21 protein-coding genes and 1 tRNA gene are annotated in these 22,156 nt (G+C 68.2%); 11 read left to right on the plus strand and 11 right to left on the minus strand.

Annotated elements, in window-relative coordinates; all coding sequences use genetic code 11:
* The first annotated feature begins 132 nt into the window (after positions 1–132).
* Together msrA and ACI2KI_RS17240 are read left to right on the plus strand one after the other, a co-directional pair.
* Positions 133–783 carry a peptide-methionine (S)-S-oxide reductase MsrA gene (gene msrA / locus ACI2KI_RS17235; RefSeq protein WP_404622003.1) on the plus strand — a complete coding sequence of 217 codons (651 nt, stop codon included), beginning with the start codon at positions 133–135 and terminating at the stop codon, positions 781–783.
* Entirely contained in the window at positions 783–1,124 is a 342-nt protein-coding gene (locus ACI2KI_RS17240; RefSeq protein WP_404622005.1) for an MmcQ/YjbR family DNA-binding protein, read from the plus strand. Before msrA ends, ACI2KI_RS17240 begins: the two co-directional genes overlap by 1 nt.
* 3 nt (positions 1,125–1,127) lie before the next feature.
* Here ACI2KI_RS17240 and ACI2KI_RS17245 read toward each other — a convergent pair whose 3' ends face one another.
* The 8 genes from ACI2KI_RS17245 to flgF all read right to left on the minus strand — a co-directional run bounded on the left by ACI2KI_RS17245 (position 1,128) and on the right by flgF (position 7,642).
* Entirely contained in the window at positions 1,128–2,939 is a 1,812-nt protein-coding gene (locus ACI2KI_RS17245) for a DUF885 domain-containing protein (protein WP_404622007.1), read from the minus strand.
* Positions 2,940–3,008: 69 nt separating this feature from the next.
* On the minus strand, positions 3,009–3,512 hold the full coding sequence (locus tag ACI2KI_RS17250; protein WP_404622009.1) for a hypothetical protein: 504 nt from the start codon (positions 3,510–3,512) through the stop codon (positions 3,009–3,011).
* 8 nt (positions 3,513–3,520) lie between these two features.
* Positions 3,521–3,961, minus strand: a complete 441-nt coding sequence (locus ACI2KI_RS17255) for a hypothetical protein (protein ID WP_312065719.1) — start codon at positions 3,959–3,961, stop codon at positions 3,521–3,523.
* A 37-nt stretch (positions 3,962–3,998) separates the two neighbouring features.
* Positions 3,999–4,466: a hypothetical protein gene (locus ACI2KI_RS17260; protein WP_292083540.1), complete on the minus strand. Its 468-nt coding sequence runs from the start codon at positions 4,464–4,466 to the stop codon at positions 3,999–4,001.
* A 122-nt stretch (positions 4,467–4,588) separates the two neighbouring features.
* On the minus strand, positions 4,589–5,311 hold the full coding sequence (gene flgH / locus ACI2KI_RS17265; protein ID WP_313102954.1) for a flagellar basal body L-ring protein FlgH: 723 nt from the start codon (positions 5,309–5,311) through the stop codon (positions 4,589–4,591).
* Positions 5,312–5,322: 11 nt separating this feature from the next.
* Positions 5,323–6,096 carry a flagellar basal body P-ring formation chaperone FlgA gene (gene flgA, locus ACI2KI_RS17270; RefSeq protein ID WP_404622012.1) on the minus strand — a complete coding sequence of 258 codons (774 nt, stop codon included), beginning with the start codon at positions 6,094–6,096 and terminating at the stop codon, positions 5,323–5,325.
* 3 nt (positions 6,097–6,099) lie between these two features.
* On the minus strand, positions 6,100–6,888 hold the full coding sequence (gene flgG, locus ACI2KI_RS17275; RefSeq protein WP_404622014.1) for a flagellar basal-body rod protein FlgG: 789 nt from the start codon (positions 6,886–6,888) through the stop codon (positions 6,100–6,102).
* Positions 6,889–6,904: 16 nt separating this feature from the next.
* Positions 6,905–7,642 carry a flagellar basal-body rod protein FlgF gene (gene flgF / locus ACI2KI_RS17280; RefSeq protein WP_404622016.1) on the minus strand — a complete coding sequence of 246 codons (738 nt, stop codon included), beginning with the start codon at positions 7,640–7,642 and terminating at the stop codon, positions 6,905–6,907.
* 179 nt (positions 7,643–7,821) lie between these two features.
* Here flgF and ACI2KI_RS17285 point away from each other — a divergent pair, with 179 nt between their 5' ends.
* The 7 genes from ACI2KI_RS17285 to ACI2KI_RS17315 all read left to right on the plus strand — a co-directional run bounded on the left by ACI2KI_RS17285 (position 7,822) and on the right by ACI2KI_RS17315 (position 13,126).
* Positions 7,822–8,472 (plus strand): flagellar basal body-associated FliL family protein, encoded by a 651-nt coding sequence (locus ACI2KI_RS17285; protein ID WP_404622018.1) that lies wholly within the window; start codon positions 7,822–7,824, stop codon positions 8,470–8,472.
* Between the two features lie 2 nt (positions 8,473–8,474).
* Positions 8,475–9,533 carry a flagellar motor switch protein FliM gene (gene fliM / locus ACI2KI_RS17290; RefSeq protein ID WP_404622020.1) on the plus strand — a complete coding sequence of 353 codons (1,059 nt, stop codon included), beginning with the start codon at positions 8,475–8,477 and terminating at the stop codon, positions 9,531–9,533.
* A 1-nt stretch (position 9,534) separates the two neighbouring features.
* The gene (locus ACI2KI_RS17295) at positions 9,535–10,116 is read left to right on the plus strand and encodes a DUF6468 domain-containing protein (protein ID WP_404622022.1); all 582 of its coding nucleotides are present in this window, start codon (positions 9,535–9,537) and stop codon (positions 10,114–10,116) included.
* A 119-nt stretch (positions 10,117–10,235) separates the two neighbouring features.
* Complete coding sequence (locus ACI2KI_RS17300; RefSeq protein ID WP_404622025.1) at positions 10,236–11,192, plus strand: MotE family protein; 957 nt, start codon at positions 10,236–10,238, stop codon at positions 11,190–11,192.
* 78 nt (positions 11,193–11,270) lie between these two features.
* Entirely contained in the window at positions 11,271–11,510 is a 240-nt protein-coding gene (locus tag ACI2KI_RS17305; protein WP_207825600.1) for a DUF3297 family protein, read from the plus strand.
* 82 nt (positions 11,511–11,592) lie between these two features.
* Entirely contained in the window at positions 11,593–13,029 is a 1,437-nt protein-coding gene (locus ACI2KI_RS17310; RefSeq protein WP_404622027.1) for a M28 family peptidase, read from the plus strand.
* 12 nt (positions 13,030–13,041) lie between these two features.
* Positions 13,042–13,126, plus strand: a tRNA-Leu gene (locus ACI2KI_RS17315).
* 34 nt (positions 13,127–13,160) lie between these two features.
* On the opposite strand, the gene pelA is transcribed toward ACI2KI_RS17315, so the two are convergent.
* The gene (pelA, locus tag ACI2KI_RS17320; RefSeq protein WP_404622029.1) at positions 13,161–14,204 is read right to left on the minus strand and encodes a pectate lyase; all 1,044 of its coding nucleotides are present in this window, start codon (positions 14,202–14,204) and stop codon (positions 13,161–13,163) included.
* A 115-nt stretch (positions 14,205–14,319) separates the two neighbouring features.
* On the minus strand, positions 14,320–17,730 hold the full coding sequence (locus tag ACI2KI_RS17325; protein WP_404622031.1) for a TonB-dependent receptor domain-containing protein: 3,411 nt from the start codon (positions 17,728–17,730) through the stop codon (positions 14,320–14,322).
* 206 nt (positions 17,731–17,936) lie between these two features.
* Here ACI2KI_RS17325 and ACI2KI_RS17330 point away from each other — a divergent pair, with 206 nt between their 5' ends.
* Both ACI2KI_RS17330 and ACI2KI_RS17335 read left to right on the plus strand, forming a co-directional pair.
* Complete coding sequence (locus ACI2KI_RS17330) at positions 17,937–19,142, plus strand: family 43 glycosylhydrolase (protein ID WP_404622033.1); 1,206 nt, start codon at positions 17,937–17,939, stop codon at positions 19,140–19,142.
* On the plus strand, positions 19,139–20,446 hold the full coding sequence (locus tag ACI2KI_RS17335; protein ID WP_404622035.1) for a polysaccharide lyase family 1 protein: 1,308 nt from the start codon (positions 19,139–19,141) through the stop codon (positions 20,444–20,446). Before ACI2KI_RS17330 ends, ACI2KI_RS17335 begins: the two co-directional genes overlap by 4 nt.
* Positions 20,447–20,494: 48 nt before the next feature.
* On the opposite strand, the gene ACI2KI_RS17340 is transcribed toward ACI2KI_RS17335, so the two are convergent.
* Positions 20,495–22,120: a family 43 glycosylhydrolase gene (locus tag ACI2KI_RS17340; protein ID WP_404622037.1), complete on the minus strand. Its 1,626-nt coding sequence runs from the start codon at positions 22,118–22,120 to the stop codon at positions 20,495–20,497.
* Between the last annotated feature and the right edge of the window lie 36 nt (positions 22,121–22,156).

Consider the following 22,156-nt stretch of genomic DNA (forward strand, 5'->3'; position numbering starts at 1 on the left):
CCGTGTAACCGCCGGACGGTCGATCCAGCGGAGCGAGGCTGATAGAACAGCATGACCCCCTCGGCAAGCGCTGTCTGAAGCCCCATATGGGGGGAAGTCGATTTTGCCGCTGATTTCTGCGAGATTTTTCCGATGCTGTTCCAAAAGACCGCCGAACTGCCGACCGTTGAGACGGCCTTGCCGGGGCGCGATGCGCCGCTGGCGACGGATGAGACTCATTTTGTTCTCGGCCATGCGCTGAAGGGACCGCATCCCGACGGGTTCGAGACGGCGGTGTTCGGCATGGGCTGCTTCTGGGGTGTGGAGCGGGTGTTCTGGCGCCTGCCGGGCGTCTGGGTGACGTCGGCGGGTTATGCGGGCGGGATCACGCCGAACCCGACCTATGAGGAGGTCTGCTCGGGCCGGACGGGTCACACCGAAGTGGTGCAGGTCGTGTTTGATCCCAAGGTCATTTCCTACGGCGATCTGCTGAAGGCGTTTTGGGAGAACCATGACCCGACCCAGGGCATGCGCCAGGGCAATGATCAGGGCACGCAGTACCGCTCGGCCATCTACACCCTGAACGACGCTCAGCAGGCGGAGGCCGAAGCCTCGCGTGACGCCTATCAGGCGGCGCTGAGCGCGGCGGGGCGCGGAACGATCACGACCGAGATCGAGCCGGCGGGCCCCTATTACTTCGCCGAGGATTATCATCAGGGCTATCTGGCCAAGAACCCGGCGGGATACTGCGGCATCGGGGGGACCGGCGTGGTCTGCCCGATCGGTGTCGGCGTAGACGCCTGATGGACCGGGAGGGGGTAGGCAAGGTTTGTCTGGCGCTGCCGGGAGCGACGCTGGATCACCCGTTCGGCGACGACCACGACGCCTACAAGGTCGGCGGCAAGATGTTCGTCATGGTGGGGGCGACCGGCGGGGTGTCGTTCAAGGTCTCGGACATCGCCTACGAGGTGCTGACCGAGAGCGGCCACGCGCGGCCCGCGCCCTATATGGCGCGCGCCAAGTGGGTGAACCTGCCGCAGATCGACGACTGGGCGGACGAGGAACTGGCGGACCACATTCGGTCCGCCCACGCCATCATTGTCGGCAAGCTGACGAAGAAGGCGCGGGCGGAACTGGGGCTCTAGGCGTCAGGTTGCGGGTTTGGCCTTCTGCTCGGCGATCCAGCGGTCCATGCGGGCGTCGAGCAGGTCCAGCGGCAGAGGGCCGTCGACCAGCAGGGCGTCGTGGAAGGTGCGGACGTCGAAGCGGTCGCCCAGTTCGCGCTCGGCCTTCTGGCGGATCTGGCGCAGGCGGATCTCGCCGATCTTGTAGGCCGTGGCCTGACCGGGCCAGCCGATATAGCGCTGCAGCTCGGTCTCGATGTTGTGCGGGGCGAGGGCAGAGTTGTCGCGGAAGCAGGCGCGGGCCTGCTCCTCAGTCCAGCCCAGCCAGTGAAGGCCGGTGTCGGCCACCAGGCGGCAGGCGCGCCACATCTCGTAGCTGAGGCGGCCGAAGCGTTCGTAGGGGGTGCGGTAGATGCCCATCTCTTCGCCCAGGAACTCGGAATAGAGGCCCCAGCCCTCGGTGAAGGCGGTCACGTCGGCGCCGCGCCGGTAGTAGGGCTGATCCGCCGCCTCCTGTTGCAGAGCGATCTGCAGGTGGTGGCCCGGGACGGCCTCGTGAACCGTCAGGGCCGGCAGTTCATAGAGGGGCCGCTGATCCAGCTTGGACGTGTTGACGATATAGCCGCCGGCCACGCCGTTCTGCATCGAGCCGGGGTTGTAGCGGCCGGTGGTGTAGCTCTCCTCGATCTCGCGCGGGACGGGGCGCACGCCGTAGGGCAGGCGGGGCAGGGTTCCGAACAGGGCGGGCAGGCGGTCGTCGGCGCGCTTGGCGATCTCGGACGCCTTTTCCAGCAGCTGTTCGCGGCTGGTGGCATAGAATTGCGGATCGGTGCGCAGGAAGTGGAGGAAGCCGGCGAAGTCGCCGGTCCAGCCCGCGGCGCGCATTTCGTCCTGCATCCGGGCGCGGATGCGGGCGACCTCTTCCTGACCGATCTGGTGAATCTGATCCGGGGTCAGGTCGGTGGTGGTGTAGCTGCGCACGGCGTTGGCGTAGAGATCGCGACCGCCGGGCCGGTGGGTCATGCCGGGTTCGACGGGGGCGCGCGGCCGGTAATCGTTCTTGAGCATGTCGCGCCAGGCGATCCGGCGCTGCGCGACGGGGCCGTCGATCAGGGCCTGGGCGCGGGCGCGAAGGGCGGCCTGTTCGGCGGCGGGGATGGTCGCGGGCAGGACCTTGAACGGCTGCATCAGGATGTCGCCGCCCTCGCGCGGCTTCACGTCGGTTTCGGCCAGGACCAGGGCGCTGTCGACGACGGAACGAGCCTGGACCAGGCCGGTGTCGAGGCCGCGCCGGGCGTCGGCGATGGCGGCGTCGTAGAGGCCGGGAATGGCGTTCATGCGCGACAGCCAGGCCTCGGCGTCGGCGGTCGAGGTGATGCGGGTCGAGCTGGCCAGATAGGCCACGCCCTGACCAGGGCCGCCCTCGGAGCTGAAGGCCAGGCGTCCGCCGTCCAGCGGGATGGCGTCCAGGTTGCGGCGGATCAGGTAGGCGGCGAAGGATCGGTTCAGTTGCTCGTCGTCGTTCAGCGCGGACGGGCTGATCGCTTCCAGACGGTTCAACAGGGCGGTCAGGGGGGCGACGCGGGCCAGTTCGCCCGCGCGGGTGGGATCGGGCAGGCGCGACAGGGCCTCGCGGTCGCCCTCCATGCCGGCAGTGATGGGGTCGACGCGGCGCAGCCAGGCCTCGTAGTCGCTCAGGATCCTGGCGAGGGCGTGGCTGGCGGCGTCGGCCGGGGCGTGGGTTTCCGCCGGAGCGGTTGACGGGGCGTTGGCCAGAGCCGGCGTCGTCGCCATGAATGCAGCCAGAGCCGCCCCGATCAGAACTTGCTTATGCATTGCTGTCCTCCCTCAAGCGAGGGGGAGCAGACAGGCGCTGCGCCTGACGGTCAAGCTATGTCGAAGGCATCAGCCGCATAGGGCGAAGAAGCGGTCGATCTGCTTGTCCGTTCCCTGCTGGGCCGCCAGCGGGGTGCGGTAGTCGGGGCCGTAGGTGGCCAGCCATCCGAGCTTACGGAAGCGCAGGAAGACCGGGTCGGTGGTGCGGGCGACGGCGGTCAGGTCGAGGCCGTCGTGCATGGCCGAGGGCTCGGCCTTGGCGGGATAGGTCTCGGTGTCGCCGCCGGATTCCAGCGCGATCATCCTCGGGTGGCCCTCGGCGACGGTCTGCAGGATTTGCAGGGCGCCCGAACCCGGACGGCACGACAGGTCCAGCGGCACGTCGTCGGTCTCGGCCATGCCGTAGGACAGGCTGGCTTCCTCGACGTCCTCGTTCAGGTGCCAGTCGTAGCCCGCGACGGGCGCGGGGGCGCCGCCGCCGGAGGCGGCGACCAGGTGGGCGCCGACGGTCGGCGCGCAGGCAGACAGGGCGAGCGCCGCAAGGGCGGGGACGGTCCAGATGATGGGGCGCATGGCGGTCCTCAGCCGGTGCAGAGTTCGGCGAACCGGCGCAGCTTGGACAGATTCGCCCGGTCGATCTCTATCGCCGAGGATTGTTCGCCGACCGCGATCTGCAGCTTCCCGTTGGCCAGGAAGGCGGCGAAGACCGGGTGATCGGCGCGCAGCATGGTCTGCAACTGGCCGCGCCGGGGCTGGGCCTCGGCGTTGACCGAAGCCGCGCCCGAGGTGACGACGGCGATGCCTTCGGCCGGGGCGGCGTCATAGAGGGTCAGGCGCACGATGCTGGAGCCGGGCGCGCATTCCAGCGTGGTGCGCAGGCGCGGCGTGTCCGGCACCTCATTGGCCAGGACAAGAGGGCCGTTGTCGGCGTAGAGGGTCCAGGTCCAGGCCTCGGCCGACGGCGTGGCTTGCAACGTCAGAGCCAGCGACATGGCCTGGGCCAGCCCGAGCAAGGCGGTCATGGTTCAGCCCCCGCTGATTGGTTCTAGGGGACTTTGATCAGGCGTGGCTGGAAGCGCAATAGCTGAGGAAGCCCTGAACCAGGCGGCGTTCGGTGCGGCTGGCGCGAATCTGCCGGGCGCCGGCCTCGCTCTGGACTGCCATGCGACCGCCGCGCGCCAGGCCGGTCAGGGCCGCGTCGGAAAGGGGCAGGCGGGCCTCATAGGCTTCGCCGTCCGACAGGGGGTCGATCGGCTGCGGGCCGTTGGCGGCGAGGGTCAGGGCCGGACTACGCGGTTGGGTGTCGCCATAGACCACGGCGGCGCGGTCGCCCGGGGTGCAGGTCAGCATCAGTGCCACCTGGTCGGAATCCGGCAGGCCGTAGGCCAGCTTGGCCATCGACCCCTCGTGCAGCAGGTGCCACCCCGCCGCGCCTTCGCCGGGAGCGGACGGGGCGGTGGTCATGGCCTGACCGGCCAGGGCGACGAAACCGAGGGCGGCGGCGGCGGGAAGCAGGGACTTCAGCATTACAAATCACTCGCGTTCGACAGAGCAAACGCGGGTCGCTTGTTAAGGGTTCACCGCTCCGCTTGCGCGAGCGCGACTCCGTGACGACGAGTCACCGGAAAAACACGCTCGACGAACAACGGTCAGAACGGGCTGAAGCGCTCCACCAGGGACTGGGCCGCGGGCGTCGCCTGCATCCGGCTGATGTCGCCGCGGCCGCCGTAGCTGATGCGCGCCTCGGCGATCTGGGTGTGGGCGATGGTGTTGGCCGAGGAGATGTCCTCGGGGCGCACGATGCCGGCGACGGTCAGTTCGCGGACCTCACGGTTGGTGCGCACTTCTTGCCGACCCTGGATGACCATGTTGCCGTTGGGCATGACGGCGGTGACCACGGCGGCCACGGTCAGGTTGACGCGCTCGGAGCGGTTGACGCTGCCCGAACCCGAGGCGTTGGTCTCGCCCTCGGTGCCGACCATCTTGGCCGGGTCGAAGCCGCCGGGGAAGGCGCGGCCCAGGCTGTTCTCCAGGCCGAAGAAGTTGGTGACCCCGCCCGAGGCGCTGTTGGAGCGGGCGCGCTGGGTCGAGTTCTGGGTCTGGGCGCGGTCGTTGATATCGATGTTGACCGTCAGGATGTCGCCGACACGGCGGGCGCGCTGATCGCCGAAGAAGCTGCGGGCGCCGGTGCGCCACAGGCTGTTGGGCGAGGCAGGTGTGGGCGCCGGCAGATAGGCCTGCTCGATCGGCGCCAGGGCGGCGGGATAGCCGACGGGTGCCAGTTCCGGCCCCTTCACCGTTTCGGTGATGGTGGAGCAGGCGCCGAGCGTCAGGGCGGAAGAGGCGGCGGCGAGGATCAGGACTTTACGCATGACGGGATCTCTCAACGAGCGGCGAACTGTTGCGGGTTGGCGCGGGCCATCTGGGCGGCGGGACCGGCGACGGCGCGACCCGGCGACACGGCCACGGCGTCGATGGTGCGGCCCGACTGGACGTTCAGTACGGGGACGGGCTCGCCCGCCGAGGCGTTGCGGGTGGCCTTGCCGGTGACGGTCAGCTCGACGCCGCCTACGATATAGGCGACCTCGACCATGTCGTTGCGGGCGATGAGCTGGGGCGAGGCCAGGTCTCGGCTGGTCACGACGGCGCCGGCGCGCAGCGCGCGCTTGGCCGACAGACCGACGACCTGATCGGCGTCCTGGGGACCGCCGGCCGGGGCCTGATGCGCCTGAACCGTGGACCAGACTACGTCGGCGGGCTGGATGATGTCGCCGGCGGCCAGGCTGCGGGCGTAGGTCAGGACCTCGACCGTGGCGCCGGGGCGCGAGGCCACGGTGGCGGCGGCGGGACGGGCGGAGGCCTCGGCCGGCGCGGCGCCGCCTTCACGGACGACCACGCGGCGCAGACCCTGCGGGTTAGCCCAGTCCAGACCGGCGCGGCGGGCCGCAGCCTGAATCTGGCTGGCCTCGAAGACGGCGGTGGCGCCCAGGCGCTGGCCGACCACGACATCGGCGGCGGCGCCTGCGTCATCGAACAGATCGCCCAGGGTGACGCGGCCATCGTCGTCGAGGGGGTCGGCCAGCAGGCTGACCGGACCGGCCAGAGCCGGAGCGGCGAAGGCGGTGAGAAGGGCGGTCAGGATCAGGATGCGCTTCATGGCTTAGCTCTTCACCTGGGCCGAGACCGACAGCATTTCGTCGGCGGTGGTGATCACCTTGGAGTTCATCTCATAGGCGCGCTGGGCGACGATCAGGGCGGTGATCTCGCTGACGGCGTCCACGTTCGAGGCTTCGGTGTAGCGGTGCAGCAACTGGCCGAAGCCCGGCTCGTTCGGCGCGCCGATGGTGGCGGCGCCCGAGGCGGCGGTTTCCAGCAGCAGGTTGTCGCCGATGGCTTCCAGGCCCGCCTCGTTGAAGAAGGTCGCAAGCTCCAGCTGTCCCACCACCTGCGGCGCGGCCTGGCCCTGGGTCGTGACCTGGACCTGGCCGGATTTGGAGATCGAGATGTCGATCATGTCCTGGGGGATGTTGATGGCCGGTTCGACGGGATAGCCGTCTTCGGTCACCAGCTGGCCTTCGCCGTTGACCGCGAAGTTGCCCGCGCGGGTGTAGGCGATCTCGCCGGACGGCATGCTGATCTGGAAGTAGCCCTTGCCCTCGATGGCGATGTCGTAGTCGTTTCCGGTACGGGTCGGGCTGCCCTGTTCGGTGATGCGATAGACGCTGCCCGCCTTCACACCGGCGCCGATCTGGATGCCGGTCGGAACCACGGTGCCCTGGGTCGAGGACTGAGCCCCCATGCGTTCGACATTCTGGTACAGCAGGTCCTGGAACTCGGCCCGCTGACGCTTGAAGCCGACCGTGTTCATGTTGGCGATGTTGTTGGAGATGACCTCGACGTTCAGCTGCTGGGCCAGCATGCCGGAGGTGGCGGTTCGAAGAGCGCGCATCGTTCGGGCGTCCTAACTAGCTGATCCGGCCCAGCCGCTCGACCGAGCGGCGTGACAGGTCGTTGGCGTTTTCGATCATCTTGGTCACGCGCTCGTAGGCGCGGTTGATCTCGATCAGGTTGGTGATTTCCTGAAGCGTGTTGACGTTCGAACCTTCCAGCATCCCCTGGCGGATCTGCACGTCCGGGGCGTCGACCGGCTGGGCGTTCGAGGTGTTGCGGTACAGGCCGTCGCCGCTCTTTTGCAGCACCGACAGGGCGTCGAAGCGGACGGCGTTCAGGCGGCCGACCGGCTGCCCCTGCTGACTGATGGTGCCGTCGGGGCCGACGGTGACGGGGCCGAGTTCAGGGTCGAGGGTGATCGGGCCGCCGTCGCCCAGGACCGGCTGGCCCTGCTTGGTCATCAGCACGCCCTCGGCGTTGGTCGTGAAGCCGCCGTCGCGGGTGTAGGCCTGGCCCGTGCCGGTCTGGACCGCGAAGAAGGCGCCTTCGCCCTCGATGGCGAAGTCCAGGGCGCGGCCGGTCTGCTTCATCGAGCCCTGGCCGAAGTCGCGGCCCACGCCCTTGTCCAGCACGAAGCTGGCCGAGGGGCGGATGTTGTCGTTGCGGGCGCGCTGACCAACCTCGGTCCCGACCATCAGCTGTTCGACCTTGAACCCGTTGGTGTCGGCGTTGGCGACGTTGTTCGCCACGATGTCGAGCTCGCGGCGAAGCGTCATCTGACGGGACAATCCGATGTAGGCGGCGTTTTCCACGAGTGCGGCTCCTTCGCCGATCTCGTCGCAACGACCGTGCCAACAGGGTTAATCCAGGCGTAGCGGGCATTTGAGCCGAATTGGCCCCTGTGGCGCCCGGCAGGATTTGCCGATCGTAAACGCCTCGTTAACCAAAATCGCCTCATCAGGAAGTCTGTGATGATCGGGGCGACGTGCGGATGCTGAAGCTGAAGCTGGGCAAGAAGAAGGATGCGGCGCCGGGCGGCGACGACGCCAACCTGCCCGCCGTGTCGGACGGCGAGGGCGCCGATGGCGCGCCCGCCAAGAAGAAGCTGCCCCTGCTGTTCATCATCATCCCGGCGGCCCTGGTCGTCCTGGGCGGCGGCGGGGCTGCGGCCTTCTTCCTTATGAAGCCCAAGCCGGCAGAGGCCGAGGCCGGGGAGCACGGCGCGGAAAAGAAGGCCGACCACGGCAAGAAGGAAGAGAAGAAGGGCGGCGATCACGGCGGCGGCAAGGACGGCGAGGCCGATCCGGCGGCGGGCAAGATCGCGGAGGGGCCTGACGGCGTGACCTTCTACACCCTGCCCGACATGATCGTGAACATTCAGTCGGCGGACGGTCGTCCGACCTATCTGAAGCTGAAGCTGACGCTGGAGATGAAGGACGCCGAGCTGGCGTCGCATCTGCAGGGCGAGTCTCCGCGGATGCAGGACATGTTCCAGGGCTTCCTGCGCGAACTGCGCCCCGAGGACCTGGCCGGCTCGGCCGGATCCTATCAGCTGCGCGCCGAGATCCTGCGCCGGGTCAACCTGATCGCCGCTCCTGGCAAGGTCGACGCCGTGCTGATCGAAGAAATGCTGGTGCAGTAGGCATGACCGACACCCTGGCGGCCGACAACGAACTGGATCCCTTCGGCGGCGAAGCGGACATGGGCGCGGCCCTGTCCGAGCGCGTGCTGAACCAGGACGAGATCGACAGCCTGCTGGGCTTCGACATGGGCGACGGCGACGACTCCGAACGGAGCGGCATCCGCGCCATCATCAACTCGGCCCTGGTGTCCTACGAGCGTCTGCCGATGCTCGAGATCGTCTTCGACCGCCTGGTGCGGTTGATGACGACGTCCTTGCGCAACTTCACCTCGGACAACGTCGAGGTCAGCCTCGACACCATCAGCTCGATCCGTTTCGGCGACTATCTGAACTCGATCCCCTTGCCGGCCATCCTGGCGGTGTTCCGGGCCGAGGAGCTGGACAACTACGGCCTGCTGACGGTCGATTCCAACCTGATCTATTCGATCGTCGACGTCCTGCTGGGCGGGCGTCGCGGCACGGCGGCCCTGCGTATCGAGGGGCGGCCCTACACCACCATCGAGCGGGTGCTGGTGCAGCGGATGGTCGAGGTCATCCTGAACGACGCCCGCGCCGCCTTCGAACCGCTGACCCCGGTGCATTTCACCCTGGACCGGCTGGAGACCAATCCGCGCTTCGCCGCCATCGCGCGCCCGGCCAACGCCGCCATCCTGGTGAAGCTGCGCATCGACATGGAAGATCGCGGCGGCCGGGTTGAGCTGCTGCTGCCCTATTCGACGCTGGAGCCGATCCGCAAGATGCTGCTGCAGCAGTTCATGGGCGAGAAGTTCGGCCGCGACAACATCTGGGAAGGTCACCTGGCCACGGAACTCTGGACCACGGAGACCGAGGTCCGCTGCGTGCTGGACGAGCAGCAGATGCCCCTGTCCCAGGTACTGGACTTCAAGGTCGGCGACACCCTGATGCTGAACGTCTCGCCGGATTCCGAGGTGTCGGTCCGCGCCGGTTCCATTCCGCTGACGACCGGCAAGATGGGCCGCAAGGGCCAGCACATCGCCGTGCGGGTCGAGGGACCGATCAATCCCGACATCGCCGCCAACCTGAGCCGAAGGAAGGGCTGACATGACCGGCATCATTCTCGATTCCATCCTGATGCTGCTGCTGGTCGCGGCCATCGCCTATGGCATCAAGCTGGAGAAGAAGCTGAAGGCCCTGCGTGACGGTCAGCTGGCCTTTGCCGGCGCCGTCAGCGAGCTGAACTCGGCCGCCGGGCGCGCCGAACAGGCCCTGGCGACCCTGCGCGCCTCGGGCCACGAGACCGACCTGCTGCACGACCGCATCATCAAGGCCCGCGCTGTGAAGCAGGAGCTGGAGGTGCTGATCGCCCGCGCCCCCGCCGGCCTGCCGCCGCGCGCCCAGGTCGAGGCTCCGGTCGAGGCGCCGCTGGAACTGACGGTTCCGGCTTCGCAGGTCGCGCCGCTGCTGGACGACGACGCCCGCGCCCGCCGCATGGCCTCGCTGATGGAACGGATCGAGGGCGCGCGCGCGGTGATGAAGGCGCCTGCCGCCCGACCCGCCGCGCCCGCTGCGGCTCCGACCGAGGCCTTCGCCCCGGTGCGTCAGGCCCTGGCTGCTAACCATGCTGCGCAACAGAGCCTAAACCGCGCCCGTCGTAGTCTGGACGAAGATCTTTTCGCTGCTTGATCTTTAGGCCCCCTATGTCCGAGGCGCGGCCTCGGACGACTTGAGGGGATCATTTTTCTTGCCCTATGCCTGACGCACGGCGTCAGGCGGCTTGAGGGCGCCGACGACCGAGTTGACCGATGAGCAAGCTGCCCCGTCTCCTGCCCCTGATCGCCATCGCCATCGGCGGTGTCGTGGCCGTGCGCGCGGCGGGCGTGGCGCCGGAGCTGTTCCAGGGCGCGACCGCATGGGCCCAGGAAGCCGTGGCCCCCGAGACGCCGGGCGAGGGCGGGGCTGCGGCCGCCGCCAAGCCGGCGCCCGCCGTCTGCGCCCTGACGCCGGAGCAACTGGCCCAGCAGGCGGGGATTTCGCCGGCTGAACTGCGGATCATCCAGTCCCTGTCCAAACGTCGCGACGCCCTGGACGCCCGCGACGCCGACTTCGCCACCACCCTGCCGCTGATGGTCGCCGCCGAGCAGAAGCTGGACGCCAAGCTGCAGGCGCTGGAAGCCCTGAAGGGCGAGATCGCGACCCTGGTCGGTCAGGTCGACGAGAAGGAAAAGGCCGAGACCGATCGTCTGGTCGCCGTCTATTCCGCCATGCGGCCCAAGGAGGCGGCGGCTGTCTTCAACACCCTGGACGACAGCGTGCGCCTGCCGGTCGCCGCCGCCATGCGTCCGCGCACCCTCGCCGCCATCATGGCCCAGATGCCGCCCGCCGGCGCCCGTGAACTGACCGAAAAGCTGGCAAAGCGCTTCCAGGCCCAGCAGTTCGCCGCCCGTGCGGCCGCCGCCACGGCGGGCGCCGCGCCCGCGACGACCCCGGCTGCGGCGCCGGCCGCCGCGCCTGCGCCGACACGGACGGCGGCCCCGGCGACGACCGCGCCCGCGACGACGCCTGCCGCCCAACCCGCGGCCCAACCCGCGGCCCAACCCGCGCGCCGTCCGGCCCCGCGACCCGCCGCACAGCGTCCGGCTCCGCGCCCGGCGGCCCGTCCCGCCGCTGCGACTGCTGCGCCGGCCGAAGCCGGCCCGCGTCCCTATGCCCCTGCGGGCGAGGCGGCGGCTCCGGCCCCGGCCCGTCAGTCGGTCCAGTAAGAACGTCAGCGAACGCGCGGTTGGCAGAGCGGCCGCGCGCCGCTATTCAGCGCGCTTCGATTTTCGCGAGACCATCCCATGTCCGACGTCCTGCCTGACCGCCTTTCGGTCGATCCCGACAGCCCCTTCCACGACGCCGACCTGCTGATGCGCGGCGTGGGCATCCGCTTCAAGGGCGAGGAAAAGACCAACGTCGAGGAATACTGCGTCTCGGAAGGCTGGGTCCGTCTGGCCGTCGGCAATCGCGTCGACCGTCGCGGCAAGGCCCTGACCGTCAAGCTGCAAGGGCCGGTCGAGCCCTTCCTCAAGGGCGAGTGATTTTGGCTGGGACCTGAGGCTTTCGGTCGCAGGTTCCAGCCGCTAGGGTCGCCACCTCGTTTGTGAGTCTGGGAGGCGCTCCATGTCGTTCAACGCCCGTCTGATGGCCGCCAGCGCGATCGCGCTCGGCCTGATCGCCACGCCGGTTCTGGCGCAGGACGCCGCGACCATCCGCGCCGCCGAACAGGTGCGCGATCAGGCGCTGCAGGGCAACATCGCCCTCGACTACGTCACCCAGATCACCACCCGCTTCGGCGCCCGCCCCGCGGGCTCGCGCTCGGAGCAGGCCGCCGCCGACTGGGCCGCCGACTACATGCGCGCCCACGGCTTCCAGAACGTCCGCATCGAACAATTCCCCCTGGTGGGCTGGGAGCGGGGCGAGGAGAGCGCCGAACTGCTGGGCGCGCGTCCGCAGCGTCTGGTCGCCGCCGCTCTGGGCCATTCCATCGCCACGCCCGCGAACGGCATTGAAGCCGAGATCGTCTTCTTCGACGGTCTGGACGCCCTGCTGGCGGCGCCGGTCGGCTCGCTGACCGGCAAGATCGCGGTCGTCGACGGCGGCCAGATGGTGCGGATGCAGGACGGCTCGGGCTACGGCTCGCTGTCGCGCATTCGCGGTCTGGGCCCGACCGAAGCGGCCAAGCGCGGCGCGGTGGCCTTCGTCATGCGCTCGGCTGGTTCGGACGAGCACCGGATGCCGCACACCGGCACCACCCGCTATGTCGAGGGCAAGGTGCCGCTGCCGGCCTTTGCGCTGAGCGCGCCCGACGCCGACCAGGTGGCGCGGCTGGTGAAGATGGGCGAGCCGGTGCGGCTGCGCCTGAAATCCACCGCCCACACCTATCAGACCCACAGCCAGAACGTCATCGGCGATATCGTCGGCGCGACGCGTCCGGATGAGATCATCGTCCTGGGCTCGCACATGGACAGCTGGGACCTGGGCACAGGGGCCATCGACGACGCGGCCGGCGGCGCCATCACCCTGGCCGCGGCCAAGCTGATCGCCGAGCAGGGCCGTCCGGGCCGCACCGTGCGCGTGGTCCTCTATGGATCGGAAGAGGTGGCCCAGCCGACCGACACCGGCAACGGCGGCGGCGCCTATCTGCGCAACATCGGCGCGGCGGGCGTGGAGAAGCACGTTATCGCCGGCGAGAGCGACTTCGGCGCCGACCGTATCTACGCTCTGAAGACGCCGCCGGGCGCGCAAGGGTCCGACTTCGCCAGGATCGCCGCGCGCGTGCTGCGTCCCATCGGCGTCCTGCCGTCGAGCGAGCCGGAACTGCACGGCGGCGTGGACATCGGCCCGCTGGCCGGGGCGGGCGTCCCGGTCTTCGGCCTGGCGCAGGACGGCACGCGCTACTTCGACCTGCACCACACGGCCGACGACACCCTGGACAAGATCGACCCGGCCCAGATGACCCAGAACGTCGCCGCATGGGCCGCCCTGGTTCGGTTGATCGCCGATTCCGATGTGGACTTCCGCGCCCTGCGTTCGGCGGCTACACAAGCCAGGCCTTAAGCGCGTGACCTTGCGAGCGTGGCGAAACTGGTAGACGCAGCGGACTTAAAATCCGCCGACTTCGGTCTTGCGGGTTCGACCCCCGCCGCTCGCACCACTGTCAGCCCGGCGGCCGGCCTTTCGCGGTTTCGTCAGGGCGTGCGGTCGCGCAGAAGGGCGGCGGGCCAGGCGCCGACGTAGGTGTAGCCCATGCGTCGTTCGCGCTCGATGTCGCCGAGGTCGGCGTGGGCGACCGAGTCCCGGCCCATGTAGATGGGCGCATTGGTCTGCAGATCATAGAAGCGCGCCCATAGGGGATCGGCGCCGGGAACGGGAACCAGTCGTCGGTCCGGCTGCCCCTCGGCGTTGACGTAGCTCTCCAGTCGGGTGTCGCGGATCGCCGAGCGCTCGAACCAGGCGCGGGCGCCTTCGATGGCGGCGCGAACCTCGGGCGAGGGATGCTCAAGGCTCATCAGGAAACGGACGATGCCGACGCTCTCGCTCCCGGACAGCGAGGGCGGCTCGAACCTGCGCGCCCAGGCGGGGGCCAGGGTGACGGCGTCATGTTGGGCGCACCAGACGGTCAGGCGGCCGTCCTGGCGCACCTGGGTCTTCAGGATGACATCGACGCCGCGCGACACGGCGGCGCTGGCGCGTGCACGCTGGGCAGGATCGACGAAGCCGTAGGTTTCGCGACCCTCCGCGACATCGCGCAGCATGGTCAGGACCCGCACCATGGCGTCGTCATTGAAGGTGATGTGGTCGTGATAGCCGCCCCGCAGCGGATAATACTGAGGCCAGCCGCCGTTCGGGTACTGGGCGGCCAGGACGTAGTCGAGCCCTCGCTGGAAGGCGGCGGCGTAGGCGGCGTCGCCCGTGGCCGTCGTCATTCGGGCCAGAAAGGCCAGAGGCAGGGTGGTGGCCTGGTTGTCGAAGGTGTTGGTCAGGCCCGGATCGGCGTCGGGACGCGCGGGCAGGTTTAGCGGCGTGTTCTTGGGCCAGCCGCCTTCGGGTGACTGATGGGTCAGGACATTGTCGGCGATACGCCGGGCGGCCGGGGTTGCGTACCAGTCCGCCGCCTGGGTCAGGACGGCGGCGTTCCACGGCACGGGGGCCTCCGCCGCGAGGGCGGCCGGGGCGAGGACCGAGGTCAGGGCCGATGCCGCGACGGCGCCGAGCCAGGGACGAGACATCATGGCGACAACTCCTTGGTCGGGTCGGGGCCTGGGCGGCAGGTAAAAGGAAGCGCCGTGTCTCCACGGCGCTTCAAGTGCGACAGCTCTTCCGGGAGGAGGCTCTGTCGATCGGAAATCAGAAGGTGAACCGGGCGCCGATGAAGTACTGGCGACCGGTGCTGGCGTAGTTCTGAACGACGGGATCGTTCTGATAGGCCCAGCGGCTGTCCGTCTGATTGGTCAGGTTCAGCGCCTCCACCGTGATGGTCACGTTGTCGGTCAGCTTGTAGGTGGCCGAGGCGTCGACGTTCAGGGTCTCGTCGCTGCCGATGAAGTCGTTGATCAGCGGCGAGTCGCAGTTGCCCGGATCGCACCCGCCCGAAGCCAGGGGATAGGTGGTCTGATAGGCGGCGCGATAGGCCGTCGAGACACGGGCGCTGAACTTCGGGTCCTCGTAGAAGATCGTGGCGTTGAAGGATTCCGGCGAGGCGCCGAGGAAGGGCGCAGTGCCGGTCAGGCCGCGCGCCGGGTCCAGGATGTACTCCATCTCGGAGTTGATCTTGGTGTAGTTCAGCTGGACGCCCGTGTATTCCAGCAGTCCCGGCAGGAAGGTGAAGTTCTGCTGATAGGCGATCTCGAAGCCGTCCAGGGTGCCGCCCGGCGCGTCGTTGTACTGGCGGATCTGGAAGGGGCGGTCCTCGTCCAGATAGGCGCGGCGGCTGGCCGAGCCTTCGTCGATCAGGCCGTCCCAGGTGGCGCGCAGATTGGCGATCGCCGCTTCATCGAACAACTCGCTCAGCCTGGCCTCGCGCAGGACCACCTGCGGGAAGCTCTCGATCTCCTTCCAGAAATAGGCGAAGGACAGGATGGCGTCGCGGGCGAAGTACCATTCGACGTTGAAGTCGAGGTTGGTGGCGCGGAAGGGCTTCAACTGAGTGTTGCCCAGGGTGATGGCGGCGTTGCTGCCGTCGAACTCGGCGGGCGCCGTGCCGATGCCGACCGGCACGTTGAAAGCGGTGACGCCGGGGTGCAGGGCGGTCATCTGCGGACGGGCCATGACCTTGGCGGCGGCGAAGCGCAGGATCAACTTGTCGTTCGGCTCCCAGGCCAGGTTCAGCGAGGGCAGCCAGTCTTCATACTCGTTGGCGTTCTCGACCGGGCGTCCGCTGGGCGAGCGGCCGCGCGCATCCACCTCGGTCTTGGCGTAACGCAGGCCGGTGTTGCCGCGCAGATCGCCCATGAAGACCGGGAAGCGGAAGTCGACCTGGCCATAGAGGCCGCTGGATTTCTCGTCGACCCAGAAGGTGTTGACGCCGCCGTTGCGCAGGTCGGACAGGCGCCAATCGCCCCATTCGTTGATGCAGTTGCAGTCGAAGCCGAAGCGGTTCTGGAAGGCCTCCAGGTTCGGCACGAAGAACTGCGAGGGCATGCCGTCGGGCACGTTCAGGCCCTGACCCCAGCTGACGACCTTGCCCATCTGGCCGACGGTGGTGGCCGGCGCCAGACCCGAGCGAACCCCCTCCAGCAGGCTGGGGTTCATGGTGTCGCCGATCAGGCGCTCATAGCGGGTGTAGAAGAAGTCGAACTCGCGCACGCCGCCGCCGAAGCGGAAGGTGAAGTCGTCATTGTAGTCCCAGGCGAAGTCGACCTTGGCGGTGCGATAGCCGTTCTCGGTGACCGTCTTGTAGTGACGCAGGGCCGAGTAGCCCTTGACGAAGTCCCACTTGGTCGGATCGGCAACGTCGAAGCCGAAGTCCATGAACGGCATGTCGCCGCCGCCGCGCTCGTCGTAGATGAAGTAGTCGTTGCCGGCGACGCCCTGGCCAGAGTCCAGGCGGATGAAGTCGGCCAGCAGGCCCGTGTTCTCATTGGTGGACTTGGAGTCGCCGATCAGCGCCGACATGCGGAAGCGGTCGGTGAACTCGTGTTCCAGGTTGATCGAATTCTGACGGAACTCGGTGGTGTATCCGCCCTGGTCGACGGCGGAGCGCATGTCGACATTGGCCAGCTTCAGATAGGCGGCGTTGTCGCCGTTCTCGCTGAGGGCGGCGTCCAGCACGCGAACCGACGGGCGGCCGATGAAGGCGCCGCGCATGGCCATGTAGTTGGCGTGGGGCATATAGCCGACCGAACCGGGCTGGTTGTAGTAGTCGTAGACCTCGAGGTTGTTCGGATTGAAGCTGCCCGTTCCCGCCAGCAGGTTGTTGACGTTGGCCCCCGGCGCCGTGGTGAAGACCGGCGTGTTGCCGTACAGGCTCTGGCCGCAGTCGATGGCGTCGCGGAACTCATTGGCTTCCTGGCTGGTGCAGGTGGCGTAGATGCCGCGGCGGTTGCGGTAGCTGTTGTTGGTCGCGCTGGTCGTCGGCAGGGTCTGATAGCTCAGCGACGTCAGGGTGCGGTTGCCGTTGGTGTTGTTCCGGTTCAGGCCGACCGCGCCGATCTGGTAGTTGGTCGAGACCTGGGTCATCTCCGAATAGAGATTGTCGAAGCTGATGGTGGTCCGGTCCGTCGGCCGCCATTGACCCGACAGGGTGATCCCCAGGCGCTCCTGCTCGACCTCGCGGTGGTTCAGGGTGGACAGGGCCGGGATGCGGACCAGCGAGCCCCTGGTGTTGCCGCCGTTCAGAAGGGCGTAGGCCGCCGGGTTCGAGCCGATCAGGTAGGACAGGGCCTCGGGGTTGGTCACGCGCGGCAGGGCCGTCGCCGGATTGGTGCCGGTCGGCAGGGCGAAGCCCTGATGGTCGCCGGCCGAACCCGTGCCCACGTTGTTGAAGGTCGCGCCGCGGTACAGATAGTCGCTGGAGCCGACGCCGCGCGTATAGCTGTCGATCGACTGGTCGCGCTTGTTGTAGGCGGCCGAGGCCAGCAGGCCGAAATCGCCGATCTTGCTGCTCCAGCGGTCGGAGGCGAGGAGGGCGACGCGCGGATTATGGGTCTCGCCGTTCTCGTAGTAGGCGTCCTGCAGCGTCATCGCCAGGCGACGGTCGCTGAAGTTGAAGGGACGGCCCGAGATCAGATCGACGGTCGCGCCCAGCGAGCCCTCGTCCGTCATGGCGTCGGCGGATTTCTGCACCTTCAGCGAGTTGAACAACTCGGAGGCGAAGGTGTTGAAGGCGAAGCCGCGGTCGCGGCGCAGGGCGCCGTCGGCGTTGCTGGCGCCCGAGGTCGACAGGGTTTCAAGGCCGTTCAGGCGCACGCGGGTGAAGTCGCCGCCCAGACCACGCACCGAGATGCTGTTGCCCTCGCCGTTCTCACGGTCGATCGACACGCCGGGAATGCGCTGCAGGGATTCCGCCAGGTTGGCGTCGGGGAAATCGGCGATGTCCTCGGCGTTGATGACGTCGACGATGGTGTTGGAGCGTCGTTTCTCGTTCAGGGCGCTGGCCAGCGAGGCGCGAAGGCCGGTGACCACGACCTCGTCCACGGTGGTGGTCTGATCGTTCGACTGTTCCTGTGCGACAGCGGGAGCGGCCGCCAGCATGGCGGCCAGACAGAGCGCGATAGGCGACGCGGCCGCGCGCAACTGTAGCGTTGAGTTGTTCGTCATGGGTTCCCTCCTCCTCGATCGCAGAGCCTCTTGGCGGGCTCCGTCGATCATCCAGCCGCCGGGTGAGCGCCCGGCTTCTTCAAAAAAGTATTATAATATTTTTAGACCGCCAAGCGATTTCTGATACCGGTGTCATGTCATTGATGATCATGTGTGAATCGCAAGCGCAAGGGGGAGGGGCCGTGTTTGTGGAGAATCGCAGAACATTGTTCGCGTTTATGGGCGTGGCGGCGACGGGGCTGATGGCGCCGCGCGCGCTTGCTCAGTCGGCGGACGATTCGGGGCGGCTGATCCCGACGCCTGAGCGCAACCCTTATCCCTATGAGGGCGTCAGCGGAGCGGGGGCGACAGCGACCCTCGCCGATGCGCGCGGCGGCTGGATGTCGGGCCTGGCGGGGGTGCGTTATCGCGGCGCGCTGCCGATGGCCTATCCGACCCTGCCCTGGGGCGAGGCGGCGACCGGCACGGCGGTGGAAAAGGGGCTGCTGCCGCCGATCCATCCGCTGATGGAGCTGCATCTGCGCGACACCCAGATCTGCATCGGCGGCGACGGCGCCTACTACATGACCGGCTCGACGGGCGACAACATCTGGGCCTTCAACGACGGGATCGAGCTGTGGCGCTCGACCGATCTGGTCGACTGGACCTATCTGGGCCTGGTCTGGAGCCTCGACCGTGAAGGCGGCTGGGCCAGGGACTGGCGGATGCGGCGCGGCGTGCCGTTCCGCGCCATCTGGGCGCCGGAGGTCCACTATGTCGCCGGCAACTACTTCCTCTGCTTCAGCGTCAGCCGGGCGGGCCTCGGCATCCTGCGCAGCACGACCGGCAAGCCGGAGGGGCCGTATGAATACGCCTTCTCGCCCGAGGCCCATCTGCGCCGGGGCATCGACGCGAGCTTGTTTCAGGACGACGACGGGGCCGTCTATCTGACCTATGGCCCGGGCGACGAGATCGTGCGGCTGAAGGACGACCTGTCCGGCTATGCCGACGAGTGGAAGCGCACGACCTTCGCTGACACCCAGTGCCTGGCCGCGCGCGACCGCGCCCGCTGCCTGAAGGGCGAGAACACCCTGGGCTACGAAGGTGCGACCCTCTTCAAGAAGGACGGGCTCTATTACCTGGGCGCGGTCGGCAATGTGGAGGGGCGCTATTCCTTCGTCTTCGCGGTGTCGGAAAACCTGCACGGCCCCTATCGGATGAAGCACGAGGCCGCGCCCTGCGCCGGGGGCGGCAATGTCTTCAAGGACCGTGAGGGGCGCTGGTGGTCCACCTTCTTCGGCAATGACGAGCAGAGCCATTTTCGCGAGAAGCCCGGCCTGATCCGCGTGGACTTCGACGCCGAGGGCCGCATCGTCGTCGCCGAGGACCAGCCCTTCGCCAGACCCCTGCCGCCGCTGGAGGCCCTGACATGATCGATCGTCGTCGCCTGATGCTGACCGCCGTTGCGGTCGGGGCAATGCCATTGCCAGTCTTTGCGGACGTCCAGGGTTCCGCCTTTCCGGGCGCCATGGGCTGGGCCGCCTCGACGCCGGGCGGACGCGGCGGACGGATCCTTCGCGTCACCACCCTGGCCGGAGAGGGGCCGGGCTCGCTTCGCGCAGCGCTGGAGGCCGAGGGGCCGCGCATCGTGGTGTTCGAGGTCGGCGGGGTCATCGACCTGAACCGCCGCGACATCCGGGTGACCAATCCCTTCCTGACCATCGCCGGCCAGACCGCGCCCGAGCCGGGGATCACCCTGATCCGGGGCGGGATCAGCCTGCGTACCCATGACGTTATCGTGCGCCATATCCGAATCCGGCCCGGTGCGGACGGGGCGGCGGCGAAAAGCGGCTGGGAGGTGGACGGCCTGACCAACTCGAGCGCGCACGACGTGATCGTGGACCAGTGCTCGTTCAGCTGGGCGACCGATGAGAACCTGTCGGCGTCCGGGCCTCGCTTTGACGGCGGCGACACGGCGGAGCAGTGGCGTCAGCACACCTCGCGCCGCATCACCTTCAGCCGCAATATCGTGGCCGAGGGCCTGTCGAACGCCAGCCACGCCAAGGGCGAGCATTCCAAGGGCACCCTGATCCACGACAATGCGACCCAGGTGCTGATCGTCGGCAACCTATACGCCCACGACCATGAGCGGAACCAGCTGTTCCAGGGCGGTGTCCACGCGGTCAGCACCAACAACCTGATCTACAACCCCGGCAACCGCTGCATGCACTATGCGCTGAACGCCTCGGAATGGGGCGCGCATCCGTGGCAGGTCGGCCAGTTGTCCATCGTCGGAAATGTCGTGCGCGGCGGACCATCGACGCGCGCGGATCTGCCCTTCCTGATCGTGGAGGGGCAGGGGGATCTGGATCTCTATGCGCTGGACAATCCGGCGCGCCATGCCGACGGGCGGGCGATGCAGGAGATTGGGATCATCTCTGACCGCGAGCCGAAGATCAGACGGCTGGGCGCCTCGCCGCACTGGCCCGCCGGGTTCCGGGCGCGGCCTTCGGATCAGGTTGAAGCCTGGGTCATGGCCGAGGCGGGCGCGCGGCCCTGGGCGCGCGACGCCGTGGATCGACGGATTCTGCAAGAGGTGCGCAGCGGAACCGGCCGCATCATCGACGACGAGCGCGAAGTCGGCGGCTATCCGGTCATGGCTCAGACGCATCGCCCCTTCGTCGAGGCCGACTGGGATCTGGCGACCCTGACGCGCAAGGACAGCGCGCCCAGTTGAGAAAGGGCGGAGCGTTTCGGCTCCGCCCCCTTGTGGCTTACAGGCCCATCACAGGGCGCGGAACTTGAAGTTCTTGAACCGCGCCTCGCCCTCGCCGGCGGCGTAGATGCCGGGGCGCAGCATCATGAAGCCGCCGCGGACGTTCTGGTTGTAGCCGGACACCTCCATGCCCCGGTCGAAGCGCTTCCAGTTCACCCCGTCGGCCGAGGTGTCGAAATAGACGTTCTGATAGGCGTTGGTCAGGCGCATGAACATGCGACGGCCGTGCGGATTGGCGGGCCGCCCCCGCTCGATGCCGTACTGGTGGGTCACATAGCGCGTCGCATCGAATCCCAGCCCGGCATAGAGGGCGCGGTCGTAGAACAGGATCAGCCCGGCCACCGCGCCGGGATCAATCTCGATCTCGCATTCGATCTGATAGGCCTGCTCGCCCTGGACGAAGGTCAGCGGGGAACAGTCGACCGGCGCCTTGCCCTTGGCCTTCATGTGCAGGACGCCGTTGTCGCGGCGCAGGCGGTCCTTCTCGTTCGGCTGCGGGTCGTAGAAGCTCCACTGGACGCCGAACTTGTCGGTGGTGAAGTCGTCCGACAGAGCCATGCCGTGCGGCACGGCCTGACCGCCGCGCGGCATGGGGATGGGCTTGGACAGATCGCCGCCCTTGGCGCGGAACCAGCCGTCGTCGGTCCACTCGATCGGGTCCATCAGGGTCTGGCGGCCCAGGCTCCAGTAGGCGTTTTCATAGCCGTGATAGACCATCCACCAGTCGCCGTCGGTGGGGCCCTCGACCAGGGTGGCGTGACCGCGCGACCACCATTTTTCGGCGCCGCTGCGGGTGCGCACGATGGGGTTGTGCGGGCATTCCTCCCACGGGCCATGGATCGACTTGGAGCGGGCGGCGATGACCATGTGGCCGGTGGGCGGACCCGCCGTGCCGCCGATGGCGGTGATCATGTAGAAGTAGTCGCCATGCTTCAGCAGCTTGGGCCCTTCCTGGGCGTGGCCCTCGACGATCCAGTCCTCGGGATAGCGCCAGGCGTCATAGACCTGTTCCAGCGGACCGTCGGTGGCCAGGCCGTCGTCGGTGAGCCGCACCCGATCGCCGCCGTTCAGGAACAGGTAGCGCTTACCGTCCTCGCCGACGATATGGCCGGGGTCGATGTTGCCGGGGATCTTCAGATCGATCGGCTCGCTCCACGGCCCTTCGATCTTGTCCGCCCAGATGACGTAGTTGGAGCGGTAGTTGGGGAAGCGGGCCGGGATGTAGCAGTAGAAGCGGCCCTCGTGCTTGATCAGCTCGGGCGCCCAGACCGAGCCGATATTGGTGGTCAGGGCCGCCGTGATCGGGCGCCAGTTCACCAGGTCGCGTGAGTGCCAGATGTGGATGCCCGGCACCGACTCGAACGACGAGAAGGTCATGTAGTAGTCGTCGCCGTCCTTGACGATCGACGGGTCCGGGTGGTCGCCCGACATGATGGGGTTCAGGAAGGTGCCGTCGCCCAGGTCGGCCATGCGCTGGCCTTCGATGCCCTTGCGCCACTTCATCCCGGCCCATTCACGGCCCAGCGGCGCCGCCTCTTCGTTGGTCTGGGCGAAGACGGCGCCGACCGGCAGGGCCGAGGCGGCGACGCCGCCGAGCAGGCCGCTCAGGGCGGCGCGACGATTGATGGGGCTCATGGGCGTTTCCTCTTTTCTTCTATGCGTGACGCGAAC

The sequence above is a fragment of the Brevundimonas sp. NPDC046655 genome (genome assembly GCF_044901625.1).
Lineage (GTDB): Bacteria > Pseudomonadota > Alphaproteobacteria > Caulobacterales > Caulobacteraceae > Brevundimonas.